The 13,489-nt window shown below is 65.3% G+C and carries 11 protein-coding genes and 3 tRNA genes; 9 read left to right on the top strand and 5 right to left on the bottom strand.

The window, feature by feature from the left end:
- Window positions 1-10: 10 nt before the first annotated feature.
- Window positions 11-631, top strand: a complete 621-nt coding sequence (locus tag HBF26_RS01810; RefSeq protein WP_167122475.1) for an HAD family hydrolase — start codon at window positions 11-13, stop codon at window positions 629-631.
- A complete protein-coding gene (locus tag HBF26_RS01805) occupies window positions 628-1,398 on the top strand; it encodes a DeoR/GlpR family DNA-binding transcription regulator (protein WP_167122473.1) in 771 nt (256 codons plus the stop codon). Before HBF26_RS01810 ends, HBF26_RS01805 begins: the two co-directional genes overlap by 4 nt.
- A gap of 161 nt (window positions 1,399-1,559) precedes the next feature.
- Here the strand turns inward: HBF26_RS01805 and ppsA are convergent, their stop codons facing one another.
- The gene (gene ppsA / locus HBF26_RS01800; RefSeq protein WP_167122471.1) at window positions 1,560-3,932 is read right to left on the bottom strand and encodes a phosphoenolpyruvate synthase; all 2,373 of its coding nucleotides are present in this window, start codon (window positions 3,930-3,932) and stop codon (window positions 1,560-1,562) included.
- Between the two features lie 189 nt (window positions 3,933-4,121).
- Here ppsA and ppsR point away from each other — a divergent pair, with 189 nt between their 5' ends.
- Both ppsR and HBF26_RS01790 read left to right on the top strand, forming a co-directional pair.
- Window positions 4,122-4,937: a posphoenolpyruvate synthetase regulatory kinase/phosphorylase PpsR gene (gene ppsR, locus HBF26_RS01795; protein ID WP_167027908.1), complete on the top strand. Its 816-nt coding sequence runs from the start codon at window positions 4,122-4,124 to the stop codon at window positions 4,935-4,937.
- A 30-nt stretch (window positions 4,938-4,967) separates the two neighbouring features.
- Window positions 4,968-5,432, top strand: coding sequence for a DUF1249 domain-containing protein (locus tag HBF26_RS01790; RefSeq protein WP_167026686.1), 465 nt, complete (start codon window positions 4,968-4,970; stop codon window positions 5,430-5,432).
- 187 nt (window positions 5,433-5,619) lie between these two features.
- Here HBF26_RS01790 and HBF26_RS01785 read toward each other — a convergent pair.
- The 3 genes from HBF26_RS01785 to HBF26_RS01775 form a co-directional block, all read right to left on the bottom strand.
- Window positions 5,620-5,696 (bottom strand) — tRNA-Asp (locus HBF26_RS01785).
- 70 nt (window positions 5,697-5,766) lie between these two features.
- Window positions 5,767-5,842: transfer RNA gene (locus tag HBF26_RS01780), tRNA-Glu, on the bottom strand.
- An 11-nt stretch (window positions 5,843-5,853) separates the two neighbouring features.
- Window positions 5,854-5,929: transfer RNA gene (locus HBF26_RS01775), tRNA-Ala, on the bottom strand.
- A 203-nt stretch (window positions 5,930-6,132) separates the two neighbouring features.
- On the opposite strand from HBF26_RS01775, the gene HBF26_RS01770 reads away from it, so the two are divergent.
- The 5 genes from HBF26_RS01770 to HBF26_RS01750 all read left to right on the top strand — a co-directional run bounded on the left by HBF26_RS01770 (window position 6,133) and on the right by HBF26_RS01750 (window position 11,224).
- Window positions 6,133-7,893 (top strand): cation:proton antiporter, encoded by a 1,761-nt coding sequence (locus tag HBF26_RS01770; RefSeq protein WP_167122469.1) that lies wholly within the window; start codon window positions 6,133-6,135, stop codon window positions 7,891-7,893.
- A gap of 164 nt (window positions 7,894-8,057) precedes the next feature.
- Window positions 8,058-8,822, top strand: a complete 765-nt coding sequence (locus HBF26_RS01765) for an FKBP-type peptidyl-prolyl cis-trans isomerase N-terminal domain-containing protein (protein WP_167122467.1) — start codon at window positions 8,058-8,060, stop codon at window positions 8,820-8,822.
- 151 nt (window positions 8,823-8,973) lie between these two features.
- The gene (locus HBF26_RS01760; RefSeq protein WP_167122464.1) at window positions 8,974-10,323 is read left to right on the top strand and encodes a UDP-glucose dehydrogenase family protein; all 1,350 of its coding nucleotides are present in this window, start codon (window positions 8,974-8,976) and stop codon (window positions 10,321-10,323) included.
- Window positions 10,316-10,528: a SlyX family protein gene (locus HBF26_RS01755; RefSeq protein ID WP_167026697.1), complete on the top strand. Its 213-nt coding sequence runs from the start codon at window positions 10,316-10,318 to the stop codon at window positions 10,526-10,528. Before HBF26_RS01760 ends, HBF26_RS01755 begins: the two co-directional genes overlap by 8 nt.
- A 21-nt stretch (window positions 10,529-10,549) precedes the next feature.
- Window positions 10,550-11,224, top strand: a complete 675-nt coding sequence (locus HBF26_RS01750; protein ID WP_167122462.1) for a DUF2058 family protein — start codon at window positions 10,550-10,552, stop codon at window positions 11,222-11,224.
- A 139-nt stretch (window positions 11,225-11,363) separates the two neighbouring features.
- Here HBF26_RS01750 and HBF26_RS01745 read toward each other — a convergent pair whose 3' ends face one another.
- Window positions 11,364-13,421: a 3-hydroxyacyl-CoA dehydrogenase NAD-binding domain-containing protein gene (locus HBF26_RS01745; protein ID WP_167122460.1), complete on the bottom strand. Its 2,058-nt coding sequence runs from the start codon at window positions 13,419-13,421 to the stop codon at window positions 11,364-11,366.
- Window positions 13,422-13,489: the final 68 nt, after the last annotated feature.

Raw genomic sequence — 13,489 nt, 5'->3', positions numbered from 1 at the left:
GGAGCCAACCATGCACAGCAAACGCGATGTCGTGATCTTCGATTTCGGCGGCGTCCTCATCGACTGGAACCCACGCTACCTCTACCGCAAGCTGTTCGGCGACGACGAGGCGGCCATGGAGGCGTTCCTCGCCGAAGTCACCACGCCGGAATGGAACCTGCAACAGGATGCGGGCCGTTCCTGGGACGAAGCGGTTCGCCTCCTCACCGAAGAACATCCGACCAAGGCCGAACTCATCGCGGCCTATCAGCATCGTTGGGAAGAAACGCTCGGCGGCGCCATCGACGACAGTCTGCATATCCTGCGCGAGCTCAAGGAAGCGGGGCATCCGCTCTACGGCCTCACGAACTGGTCGCAGGAAACCTTCCCCGTGGCGATCGAGCGCTTCGACTTCCTCGCGCTGTTCGACGGCATCGTCGTATCGGGCCAGGAAGGCATGGTGAAACCCGACCCGAAGCTCTACCAGACCCTGCTCGAACGCTACGACGTCGATCCCACGCGTGCCGTCTTCATCGACGACAACAAGGCGAACGTGGTGGCCGCGGAAGCCCTCGGTATCCATGGCATCCATTTCCATACCCCAGCCCAGCTGCGTGCCGAACTGGTGGGACTGGGTTTCCTTCCGCGATGAACGCGACGCCCGAAACCACGCTTCCGCGCGAGCGGCAGCAGCTGATCCTCGAACGGCTGGGGCGCGACGGCAAGGTCGTGGCCGCCGATCTCGCGCACGAATTCCGTGTCTCGGAAGATTCCATACGCCGCGACCTGCGCGACCTGGCTTCGCAGGGTCTGTGCCGTCGTGTGTATGGCGGTGCGTTGCTCATGCAGCATGTAGCGCCCCTGGACGAGCGGCATCGCGAGCGTTCGGAACTGAAGCGTGCCCTCGCACGCGTGGCGGCGGGGCTGGTCGGGGAAGGGCAGATCCTGTTCGTCGACGCTGGTTCCACCAACACGGCGCTGGCCAAGGCGCTGCCGGAGAACCGTGCTCTCACGGTGGTGACCAACGCGCCGGATGTGGCGATGGCCGTGCTCGGACGTCCCGGCTTCGAGGTGATCCTGCTGGGTGGACATGTAGATGCGCGCATAGGCGGCGCGATCGGATCGCGCACGGTGCGGCATGCGCAGGACATTCGCGCCGACCTCTGCTTCCCCGGCGTATGCGCGCTCGATCCCGAACGTGGTCTGTGGACCTACGACGAGGAGGAAACCGTGTTCAAGCAGGCGATCATCGAGGCCAGCGGGGAAACGGTGGCGATCGCCACGCCCGACAAGCTGGTGGCTTCGGCCACGCATCACACGGCCCCGGTGACCGCGATCGCGCATCTGGTGGTGTCCGCCGATACGGACGCGGCGGTGGTGGCGCGCTATCGCGCGGCAGGTGTCGCGGTGCACATGTAAAGAGGCCCTGTTGTAAACAGGGCCTCGCTCCATGTGGGAGCCGCTTCAGCGGCGATGGTTGCTCGCGGCAAGGTTGCCCGCTGCCGCGGGATCGCCGGCATAGCCGGCTCCCACAGGGAAGGCCCTTTTTCAGTGGGCCTCCCAATAAGGAAGGCTCTTTCTCAGCCCGCCTTTTTCTTCGCCAGCCGCAGCCAGGTATCGACCACCGTATCCGGATTCAGCGACATCGATTCGATGCCCTGTTCCATCAGCCATTCGGCAAGGTCCGGATGATCCGACGGGCCCTGGCCGCAGATGCCCACGTACTTGCCCTTTTCGCGCGCCGTGCGGATCGCCATGGCGAGCAGCTTCTTCACCGCGGCATCGCGCTCGTCGAACAGGTGGGCGACGATGCTGGAATCGCGGTCGAGGCCGAGGGTGAGCTGGGTCAGGTCGTTCGAGCCGATCGAGAAGCCGTCGAAGATGTCGAGGAATTCGTCGGCCAGCAGGGCATTCGAAGGCACCTCGCACATCATGATGACCTTCAGGTCGTGCTCGCCCTGGACCAGCCCGTTCTGACGCAGCACCTCGACGACCTTGCGGCCTTCGTCGAGCGTGCGCACGAACGGGATCATCACCCAGACGTTGGTGAGGCCCATCGTCTCGCGCACGTGCTTCACCGCCTTGCATTCGAGCGCGAACGACTCGGCAAAGCCCGGATCGACGTAACGGCTGGCGCCGCGATAGCCGATCATCGGGTTTTCTTCGTGCGGCTCGTAGCGCGAGCCGCCGAGCAGGCCGGCATATTCGTTCGACTTGAAGTCGGACAGGCGTACGATCACCGGCTTCGGATAGACAGAGGCGGCGATGGTGGCGATGCCTTCGCCGAGGCGCTGCACGTAGAACGACACCGGGTCCTTGTAGCCCGCGATGCGCGCGTCGATGCGGGCCTTGGTTTCCGCGTCCTGCTTCGCGTATTCGAGCAGCGCCTTGGGATGCACGCCGATATGGCTGGCGATGATCATCTCCAGACGCGCAAGGCCGATACCGGCATTCGGCAGCATGCCGAAGTCGAACGCGCGCTCCGGGTTCGCCACGTTCATCATGATCTTCAGCGGGGCTTCCGGCATGGCGCCCAGATCGGCCGTGATGCGGTCGAACTTCAGGGTGCCTTCGTAGATGGTGCCGGTGTCGCCTTCGGCGCAGGAAACGGTGACGTCGGCACCGTCGGGAATGGCCTCCAGCGCGTTACCGCAACCGACCACCGCCGGCACGCCGAGTTCGCGCGCGATGATGGCGGCATGGCAGGTACGGCCGCCGCGGTTTGTGACGATGGCCGAGGCGCGCTTCATCACCGGCTCCCAGTCGGGATCGGTCATGTCGGCCACCAGCACGTCGCCGGGCTGCACCTTGTTCATGTCGGACAGCGAACGGATGACGCGTGCCTTGCCGGCACCGATCTTCTGGCCGATGGCGCGGCCTTCCGTGAGTACCTTGCCCTTTTCGCCCAACTGGAAGCGCTCCAGCGTGGTGGCGTGCGAGCGCGACTTCACCGTTTCCGGGCGGGCCTGCACGATGTACAGCTTGCCGGTGTGGCCGTCCTTCGCCCATTCGATATCCATGGGGCGGCCGTAGTGCTTCTCGATCACGAGGGCCTGGCGCGACAGTTCTTCCACGTCGGCATCGTCGATGCAGAAGCGGTGGCGATCCTGCGCGGGGGTTTCCTCGATACGCACGCGCTCGCCCGGCTGGTCGGAGTAGACCATGCGCTGCTGTTTCGCGCCGAGGCTGCGGCGGAGCACCGCCGGCTTGCCCTCGCGCAGGGTGGGCTTGAAGACGTAGAACTCGTCGGGGTTCACGGCGCCCTGGACGACCATTTCGCCGAGGCCATAGGAGCCGGTGACGAACACCACATCACGGAAACCGGATTCGGTGTCGAGGGTGAACAGCACGCCGGAGGCGCCGACGTCGGAGCGGACCATCAACTGCACGCCCGCGGAAAGGAATACGTCCTCGTGCTTGAAGCCCTGGTGCACGCGATAGGCGATGGCGCGATCGTTGTACAGCGAGGCGAAGACTTCCTTCACCTTGTGCAGCACGTCGTCGATGCCGACCACGTTGAGGAAGGTTTCCTGCTGACCGGCGAACGAGGCGTCCGGCAGGTCTTCCGCGGTGGCGGACGAACGCACGGCCACGGCGATGTCGCTGGCGCCGGCATCCTTGCAGAGCTTGGCGTAGGCCTCGCGAATGGCCTGTTCGAGGTCGGCGGGCAGGGCAGTGTCGACGATCCAGCCGCGGATCTCCTTGCCCCCGCGGGTAAGTTCGTCCACGTCGTCCACGTCGAGGGTGGCCAGGCGCTCGGCGATGCGCTTCGCGAGGCCGCTCTTCTCGAGGTAGGACTGGAAGGCGTCGGCCGTGGTGGCGAAGCCGCCCGGCACGGAGACACCCAGTTTCGCCAGGTTGCCGATCATCTCGCCAAGGGAGGCATTCTTGCCGCCCACCTTGCCCAGGTCGGTCATGCGTAGCGCGTCGAGCCAAAGTACCAGGTCGCTCAAAGGGAAATCCTCACATCGGTTCGTCGGATCGGCGGCGGGCCGCGCTGGAAAATCCGCCCATTGTCGTGGCCGGATCGGCAGCGAAACAAGGCGCGATGCACAAACGTTCAGCGAACGTGGGGGTAGATTGTCATTGCGGCGTCTTGAGCTAAGGTGGCTTCCATGGACCACCCGCAGGGAAAACGCCCGATGCGCCGCACCGTGTTCTTCATCTCCGACTCCACCGGCATCACGGCCGAAACCATCGGTAACAGCATGCTGGCCCAGTTCGAGGGGGTGCAGTTCGATACCCACCGGCTCCCCTTCATCGACAACCCGTCGAAGGCCGAGGCCGCCTGCCTGCGGATCAAGACCAAGTACGCCCAGGACGGCCAGCGCCCCATCGTGGTCAACACCATGACGTCCCGCTCCCTGTGCGACATCGTGGCGGGAAGCGGGGCGCTGATGCTGGATGTGTTCGCTCCCTTTATCGAACCGCTGGAAGCCGAGCTGGGTGCCAAGCAGTCGGGGGCGGTGAACCGCTCCCACGGCCTGGTGGATTTCGAACGCTACGAGGCCAGGATCGAGGCGACCAACTATGCCCTGGCCCACGACGACGGTCTGGATGTGGATTACAACCAGGCCGACGTGGTGCTGGTGGGGGTGTCCCGTTCCGGCAAGACCCCCACCTGCCTCTACATGGCCTTGCATTACGGTGTCTGTGCCGCCAATTACCCCCTCACGGACGACGACCTCGACAAGCTGGAACTGCCGACGCGCCTCCGCCCTTACCGCAGCCGGCTGTTCGGGCTCACCATCGATCCCGTTCGCCTGGCGCAGATACGCGAGCAGCGCCGTCCCGGCAGCCGCTACGCCACGTTGAAACAATGCCGTTGGGAACTGGAGCAGGCCGACCGGCTGATGCGACGGGAAAACATACCGGTCCTCAACACCACGCACACGTCCATCGAGGAAATTTCGAGCAAGATCTTCGAATACCTCGGTATCGAGCGCCACATGTATTAACGAGCATCCTACGGAGCCGCCGCCTTACTCATGACTGCCGTCGTCGAACGCCCAACCGCCCTCATTCCGGGACGCTTCGAGTTCCTGATGGGGCTCTATGCCGAGAACTACCATCGCCTGGCGCGCTTGTTCGCTCCGCAGCGGCTCGCGCCGGGGCGTTACGTATCGGACGTGGACGATGGCCTGAAGGTCCTGCTCGAGATCCAGGAAAAACACCCTTACACGCTCGAACTCGAGCTTACCTACGACTTCCTCGACGAGACGACGGGTCAGCCCTCGCCGTCGGCCCAGTTGCGCATGTACACCGACGCGCACGTGGCGGAGGCGATGCATTGCCATCCGGGGCGCAAGCTCACGCATGTGCTGGGGCCTTTCCCGCCGGCGCACACCGTGTTCCAGCATCGCCTGCGCATGAATGGCTTTCTCAGCCGCTGGCTGGAATACCTGGCGGAGCAGGGGCATTCGATCGGGACGCTGTCGCGGGCGGAAAAATAGCCGTGAAACTGTGGGAGCCGCTTATCGACAGCCGCTTCATGTGGGAGCCGCTTCAGCGGCGATCCCGCGGCAGCGGGCAACCTCGCCACGAGCACCCATCGCCGCTGAAGCGGCTCCCACATAGAGCGGGCTTGGCAAACTCGAGGCAAAAAAAATCCGCCGGACGGCGGATTCTTTTTGGAAGTAATGGCGGAGCGGACGGGACTCGAACCCGCGACCTCCGGCGTGACAGGCCAGCATTCTAACCGACTGAACTACCGCTCCACACTACGTTCCAACTTCCCAACAACAACCAACTTCCTTAGTCCTTTACACTCTCCGGCGGGCCGGAAAGTGGCGTCCCCACGGGGATTCGAACCCCGGTCGCCACCGTGAAAGGGTGATGTCCTAGGCCTCTAGACGATGGGGACGTACTAGAAGTTGGTGGAGCCAGCCGGGATCGAACCGGCGACCTCCTGCATGCCATGCAGGCGCTCTCCCAGCTGAGCTATGGCCCCCTTGGGAGCCGCAAAGATTACGGCCGGGGCGGGATTCCGTCAAGCATTCATTACACTTTTTTTGAATTTTTTTTCGACGCTTCGGGAATGCCGAGGCCCGGCGAGCACTTGCACGGGATCTCGCTTTTCGCGTCGTTCGACGATGCACGCCTCGAACGAGCGCACACGGGTTAACCTGTTCGCATATATCTACAGGGAACCGCATGCACGGCATCGTCTTCATCCAGGACCTCGCCACCGTGATGCTCGTGGCCGGGCTTACCACGGTGATCTTCCAGCGCCTCAGACAACCTGTCGTGCTGGGTTACATCATCGCCGGCTTGCTGGTGGGGCCGCACACGTTCCCGGTAATTTTCATCCACGACGAAGAGACCATCCGCACGCTGTCGGAGTTGGGCATGATCCTGCTCCTCTTCGCGCTGGGCCTCGAATTCAGTCTCAAGAAACTGCGCGCGGTGGGCGGTGCTGCCCTGGTGGCGGCCTTCGCCGAAATCGTGTTGATGGTGTGGATCGGCTACGAAATCGGCCGCTTCTTCGGCTGGTCGGCCATGGACTCGCTGTTCCTGGGCGCGATGCTTTCCATCTCCTCGACCACCATCATCATGAAGGCGCTCGAGGACCTGGGGTTGAAACGCGAGCGCTTCGCGCAGCTGATGTTCGGCATTCTCATCGTCGAAGACTTGTTGGCGATCGTACTGATGGCGCTGCTCACGGGTATCGCCAGCACCGGCGGTGTGGAGGCGGGCGAGGCCCTGGCGGCGGTCGGCCGGCTCGGCCTGTTCATGGCGGTGTCGCTGGTGGTCGGCCTGCTCCTGGTGCCGCGCGTGGTCGACTACATCGCGAAGGTGAGCCGCGACGACGTGCTCCTGGTGGCGGTGCTCGGCATCTGCTTCGGCTTTTGCCTGCTCGTGACCGAGCTGGGCTACAGCGTGGCGCTGGGGGCCTTCATGATCGGCGCGATCGTGGCCGAGTCGAAGAGTCTGGCACGCATCGAGCGCATCGTGATGCCCGTGCGCGACATGTTCAGCGCGGTGTTCTTCGTGGCCATCGGCATGCTGATCGATCCGAGCCTCCTGGTCGAGTACGCGTGGCCGATCACCGTGGTCACCGTCGCGGTGGTGCTGGGCAAGGTGATCACGTGCAGTTTCGGCAGCTTCGTCGCCGGCAACGATGGACGTACGTCGCTGCGTGTCGGCATGGGCCTGGCGCAGATCGGCGAGTTCTCGTTCGTCATCGCGTCGCTGGGGCTCACCCTCAAGGTGACCAGTGGCTTCCTCTATCCCGTGGCGGTGGCGGTTTCGGCGATCACCACGTTCCTGACGCCTTACCTGATCCGTTCGTCCGACCCGTTGGCCGGCTTCCTGGGAAGGGTGCTGCCGAAGCGCGTCACGGGCGTGTTCGGTGCCTATACGGAGTGGATGGGCAACCTGGGCCTGCAGGGGCAGGGCGCGATCGTGATGAAGATGATCCGCCGTCTGGTCTGGCACGTGGTCATCAATACGGCGCTGGTGGTGGCCGTGTTCATCATCGTGGCATTCGCATACCGGCGCGGGTTCCTCCATCTCGACCTCCTGACCGACGAGCCCACCGTGCGCCGCAGCCTCGCCTGGTCCATGGCCGCCCTCCTGTCCCTTCCGATGATCGTGGCGACCTACCGGAAGGCGGGCGCGCTGGGCATGCTTCTTGCCGAATTGTCCATCCCCGATCGCTTCGGTGCCCGGACTTTCCGGATCCGGTCCGTCCTCGGGCGCATCATTCCCCTGGCCGCCATGGCGGTGATGGGGCTTCTCGTGGCGGCGCTGGCCTCGACCATCCTCCCGCCCCGGGAAGTGGCGCTGGTGCTCATTCTGGTGGGGGTGGGGCTCACCTGGCTCCTCTGGCGGGTGCTGGTCCAGGTCCATGCCCGGCTGCAGGCCGCCATCCGGGACACCCTGGAAAAACCGGGCCAGGACCACCCGGAGTGACGGGATCGCCAGTTCTTGAAAGATTCCTGAACTTTTCGTGTGAAAGCCTGTCTCTCGCCCCGTCATTGCAAGCTGGACGCGAACCACCGCACAATGGCGTTTCCGCCTCCACAAGGAGGTGTACCGGCGGCGTCGCCGAATCTTTCCAAGAGAGGGAGTATCGAATGAAGCACTTTTTGCGTCCCACGATGACGGCCGTCGCCCTGGCGGTTGCGCTGGGTACGGCCGCGGGCGCATCCGCCCAGGCCGCCAAGCCGGCTGCCTCCGCGGCACCGGTCGACAAGCAGAAGGCCAGCTATGTCGTGGGTTGGGACCTTGCCAGCTCGCTTCCGCCGCTCGTGGCGAAGGAAGTCGACGCGGCCACGGTCGCCAAGGCACTGCAGGCCGCCCTTTCGGGCCAGAAGCCGACCATGTCGGAAGCCGAAGCCAAGTCCGTTCGCGAGGCGTTCGTCGCCCAGCTGAAGGTCAAGGCCGAAGCCGAGTACAACAAGGTCGCGACCGAGAACAAGAAGGAGGGCGACGCCTTCCTCGCCAAGAACAAGAGCGCCCCGGGCGTGAAGGTCACGGCGTCGGGCCTGCAGTACCAGGTCGTCCAGGCTGGTACCGGCGCGCGTCCGGGTCCTAACGACACGGTCACCATCAATTACACCGGCACCTTCGTGAACGGCGAGAAGTTCGACTCCTCGGCCGACCACCAGCCGGCCGGCCCCGCGAAGATTCCTCTCGCCGCGGTGATCCCGGGCTTCCGCGAAGGCCTGCAGCTGATGCAGACGGGCGGCAAGTACAAGCTGTTCATCCCGTCGAACATCGCCTACGGCGCCAAGCCGGAAAACGGCTTCCCGCCGAACGCGACGATCATCTTCGACGTCGAACTGCTGAAGACGGAAGCCACCCCGGCGGGCAAGGCCCCGGCCGACGGCGGCAAGTAAGCACAGGCGTCTTCGGGCGTATCGAAAGGGCGCGGAGCGATCCGCGCCCTTTTTTTGTTTGTTGCCACGAGCGTAGACGCCGGTTTGCTGCCGTCGGGCGGCGGGATACAATTGCCCGTTACGACACGACGTCGAACGCATCGGGAGCTCCATGAAAGTCACGATATTCGGCACCGGTTATGTAGGCCTCGTCACGGGCGCCTGCCTCGCCGAAATGGGCAACCACGTGGTCTGCGTCGACGTCGACACCAAAAAGGTCGAGCGGCTGAAGGCCGGCGACATTCCCATTTTCGAGCCGGGCCTCGAGCCGATGGTGGTGCGCAATCACGCGGAAGGCCGCCTGGCCTTCACCACCGATGCCGCCCCGGCCATCGCCCATGGCGAGGTCGTGTTCATCGCCGTGGGTACGCCGCCCGACGAAGACGGCAGCGCCGATCTTCAATACGTGCTTGCGGTGGCGAAAACCATCGGCGATCACATCGACCGCTACACGGTGGTGGTGAACAAGTCGACGGTGCCGGTCGGCACGGCCGATCGTGTCCGCGCGGCGGTGGCGGAGCGCCTGAAGGCGCGCGGCGTGGATGTACCTTTCGATGTCGTATCGAATCCCGAATTCCTGAAGGAAGGCGACGCGGTGGAAGACTGCCTGCGTCCCGACCGCATCATCGTGGGCGCGTCGAGCCAGAAGGCCATCGGCGTGCTGCGCAAGCTGTATGCGCCGTTCAATCGCAACCACGACCGCATGGTGGTGATGGACGAGCGTTCGGCCGAGCTGACCAAGTACGCGGCGAACGCGATGCTGGCGACGAAGATCAGCTTCATGAACGAGATCGCGAACATCGCGGAACACGTCGGGGCGGACGTGGAGCTGGTGCGTCAGGGTATCGGCGCCGATCCGCGCATCGGCTACCACTTCATCTATCCCGGTGCCGGCTACGGCGGCTCGTGCTTCCCGAAAGACGTGCAGGCGCTTGCGCGCACCGCGCATTCCGTCGGGTACGACGCCCGGTTGCTCGAGGCGGTGGAAGCGGTGAACGACGCACAGAAGTCGCGCCTCTTCGCACTGCTCTCGAAGCATTTCGGCGGCAAGCTGGAAGGGCTGACCATTGCCGTGTGGGGCCTTGCGTTCAAGCCGAACACCGACGACATGCGCGAGGCATCGAGCCGCCGCCTGATGGAGCAGCTGTGGGATGCCGGCGCGCGCGTGCGTGCGTTCGACCCGGAAGCCGCGGACGAGACGCGCCGCATCTACGGCGAGCGCGACGACCTCGTGCTGGTGGAGCGCCCCTACGAAGCCCTGGAAGGCGCGGATGCACTCGTCATCGTCACGGAATGGAAGGCCTTCCGCAGCCCCGACTTCGCGCGCGTGAAGTCGCTGCTGGCGACGCCGGTAATCGTCGATGGCCGCAACCTCTATGATCCCGCGGCCGTGGAAGAAGCCGGTATCGCCTATTACGGCATCGGCCGCGGCCGTAGCCTGAGCGGACGTGAGCATGTCTGATATCGACGCGCGCCTGACGGAACTCGAAGTGCGTGTCGCTTTCGTCGACGACACCGTCAATGCGCTTTCGTCGGCCGACGCGGAAATCGCGCGTCGGCTCGATCTGTTGGAGCGGGCCGTGCGCGACCTGCGCTCGGACCTTGTGAACATGCGTGCGGGCCTGGGTAGCGATCCTGCGACCGAGCCGCCGCCGCCGCACTACTGAGTATTTGAACGAGCCCTACCGATGGCAGAGTCACTGCGCGACCAGTTGTTGAAGAGCGGCCTCGTGAAGGAAGTTCCCGAGGAGAAAAGGAAGTCCGCGCCACCGTCGCGCTCCGGCAGCGGGGGCTCGGCCAGCGGCCAGCCGTACGCCGGCAACCGGCCGAAGCACGGCAAACCCCAGGGCGGGCGTCCCGGCCAGGGAGGCAAGCCCCAGGGCAGCGGCAACCCGCACGGCAAGGGCGGCCGCCCGCAGCAGGGCAGCAAGGCCGCGCAGGCGCCGCGCAAGGACGGCGAGATCGACCTTGCCAAGGCCTATGCCATCCGGGCCCAGAAGGAAGCCACCGAGCGCAAGCAGGCGGAGGCCCAGGCGGCCGAACAGGCTCGTCTGCGCAAGGAGCGGAAGCGCAAGGTCGAGGAGCTGCTGAAAGGCAAGGCGCTGAATCTGGCCGATGCCGACCAGGTGCGGCATTTTCCGTATGGAGACAAGATCCGCCGCGTGTACGTCGATGCGAAACAGCTGGCCGCACTGAACGCGGGCGAGCTGGGCGTCGTGCAGCAGGGCGGGCGTTACCTCGTGGTCGAGAAGACGGTGATCGAGGAACTGCGGGGCATCGCGCCGGAGTTCATTGCGTTGCTGGTCGATCCGAACGCGGTGAACGAGTCCGACGACGGGGTTCCTGACGATCTGATGTGGTGAGGCCCTCTGGCGGGAGCCGTTCTTGCGGGAGCCGCTCTTGTGGGAGCCGCTTCAGCGGCGATCCCGCGGCAGCGGGCAAGGTTGCCGCGAGCACCCATCGCCGCTGAAGCGGCTCCCACACAAAGCTTTCTCGCCGGGGCTACGCCGCAGGCGCCGAAAGCTCCGGGTTGTCCCAGCCTTCCTTCTTCGCGAAGCGCGCACCGTGGGTCTGCTCCAGCCTGGCCAGGCGCTCGCGCACCACGGCCACGCCTTCGCTGCGCACGTACTGGATCGGACCGCCCCGGAACGGCGCGAAACCCGTGCCGAAGATGACGCCGGCGTCGAGCAGGTCGGCATCGTCCACCACGTTCTCGGCGAGGCAGGCGATGGCTTCGTTGACCATCGGCAGGATCATGCGGTCCTGGATGTCCGCGGGCGGAACGTAATCGGGATCGACTTCCGGCTTGTCCGGCTTGCCGTCCTTCCACACGTACAGGCCTTCGCCGTCCTTCTTGCCGCGCTTGTTGGCGGCGAGTTTTTCTTCCAGGCCTTGCGGAACCTCGAGGCCGAGGAACGGTGCAAGCTCGCGGCCGACGGAAGCGCAGACGTCGAGGCCCACCGTGTCGGCGAGTTCGATCGGCCCCATCGGCATGCCGAATTTCTTCGCTTCACGATCGAGGACCGGGCCCGGTACGCCCTCGTTGTAAAGGCGCATGGCCTCCATCAGGTAGGGCATGAGGATGCGATTGACGAGGAAACCCGGCGTGCCCTTCACAGGCACCGGCAGCTTGCCGATCGCCTTGCAGAAGGCGAGGGCGCGCTTCTCGACCGCCGGGTCGAGCGCGTCGTGGCGCACTACCTCGACCAGTGGCATCTGCGCCACCGGATTGAAGAAGTGCAGGCCGAGGAAGCGCTGCGGCGCCTTCAGCCCCTGGCGCAGTTCGTCGAGCGGAATGGACGACGTATTGCTGGCCAGGATTTCGTCGGCCTGGAACTGCGGCTCGATGGCTGCGTAAAGGGCATGCTTCGCTTCGGGATTCTCGAAAATGGCCTCGATGGCGAGATCGGCATCGGCCACGCCGCGACCTTCCACGTCGGCACGAAGACGACCCATGGCGGCCTCGACCTTCGCCGGTGCCTTGAGCTTTTTCTCGAACAAGCCGCGTGCGCGTGCAATGGCAGGCTCGACGAATCGCGCCTCGCGGTCCTGCAGCGTGACCTGGAAGCCCTTGAGGGCGGACCACGCGGCGATGTCGCCGCCCATCGTGCCCGCGCCGACGACGTGCACGTGCGAGATGCCGTGGTCGACACCACCGCCCAGGCCCTTCAGGCGTTCCTGCAGGAAGAAGATGCGGATGAGGTTGCGCGCCGTCGGTGTGGTGGCGAGCTTCGCCACCGATTTCGCTTCGAGCCGCAGCCGCTGCTGGATGCTTCCGCCGCCGCGCGCCCAGGTATCGATGAGCGCGAACGGCGCCGGGTAGTGCTCTTTTCGCACCTTGGCGGCGGTCTGCTTGCGCACCATGGGCGCAAGCACGGCACGTGCGAGCAAGGTGTTGGTGGCCCATCCCTTCGCCCGCTGCGCGAACGGACGCGCGACCGGCCGGCGGGCAAGTTCGCGCGCTTCGGCAAGGAGTTCGTCGGGACGGGCAAGGCGGTCGACGAGACCGACGGCCTTCGCGCGCCGGGCGTTGAACGGCTTGCCGGTAAGCATGGCCGGCAGGGCGTCCGGGGCGCCGATGAGCCGCGGGAGGCGCGCACTGCCGCCCCAGCCGGGATGGATGCCGAGCATCACTTCCGGGAGGCCGATCTTCGTGGCGTCGTCGTCGGCCGCGATGCGCAGGCGACAGGCGAGCGCGAGTTCGGTGCCGCCGCCCATGCAGGCGCCGTGGATGGCCGCGACGGTGGGGCAGGGAAGGCGGGCCAGGTTCTCGAACACCCGCTGCCCGTTCTCGATGTTCTCGAGCACCGAGCCGGTCTGCGCGTACTCAACGAACTCGCGGATGTCGGCGCCCACCGCGAAGCCCATCGGCTTGGCGGAATGGATGACGACGCCGCGCGGGGCCTCGATGGCGAGCCTCTCGACGAGGGTGTCCAGTTCGTCCAGCACCTCGCGCGACAACGCGTTCGCGCTGGAGCCCTCGCGGTCGAGCGTAAGGACGACGATACCGTCGTCGCCCTCGCTGGTCTTCCAGTGCTTGAATCGAAGTCCTTCGAACATGGCGGATCGTGCGGTGGCGAATGAGCGCACCACCTTACCTTCCCCCCGGGCCGAATGCGAGATACCCC

Origin of the sequence: Luteibacter jiangsuensis (assembly GCF_011742555.1) — a bacterium.
GTDB lineage: Bacteria > Pseudomonadota > Gammaproteobacteria > Xanthomonadales > Rhodanobacteraceae > Luteibacter > Luteibacter jiangsuensis.
The sequence above is the reverse complement of the archived record's forward strand: the minus strand, read 5'-3'. Positions and strand labels throughout refer to the sequence as shown.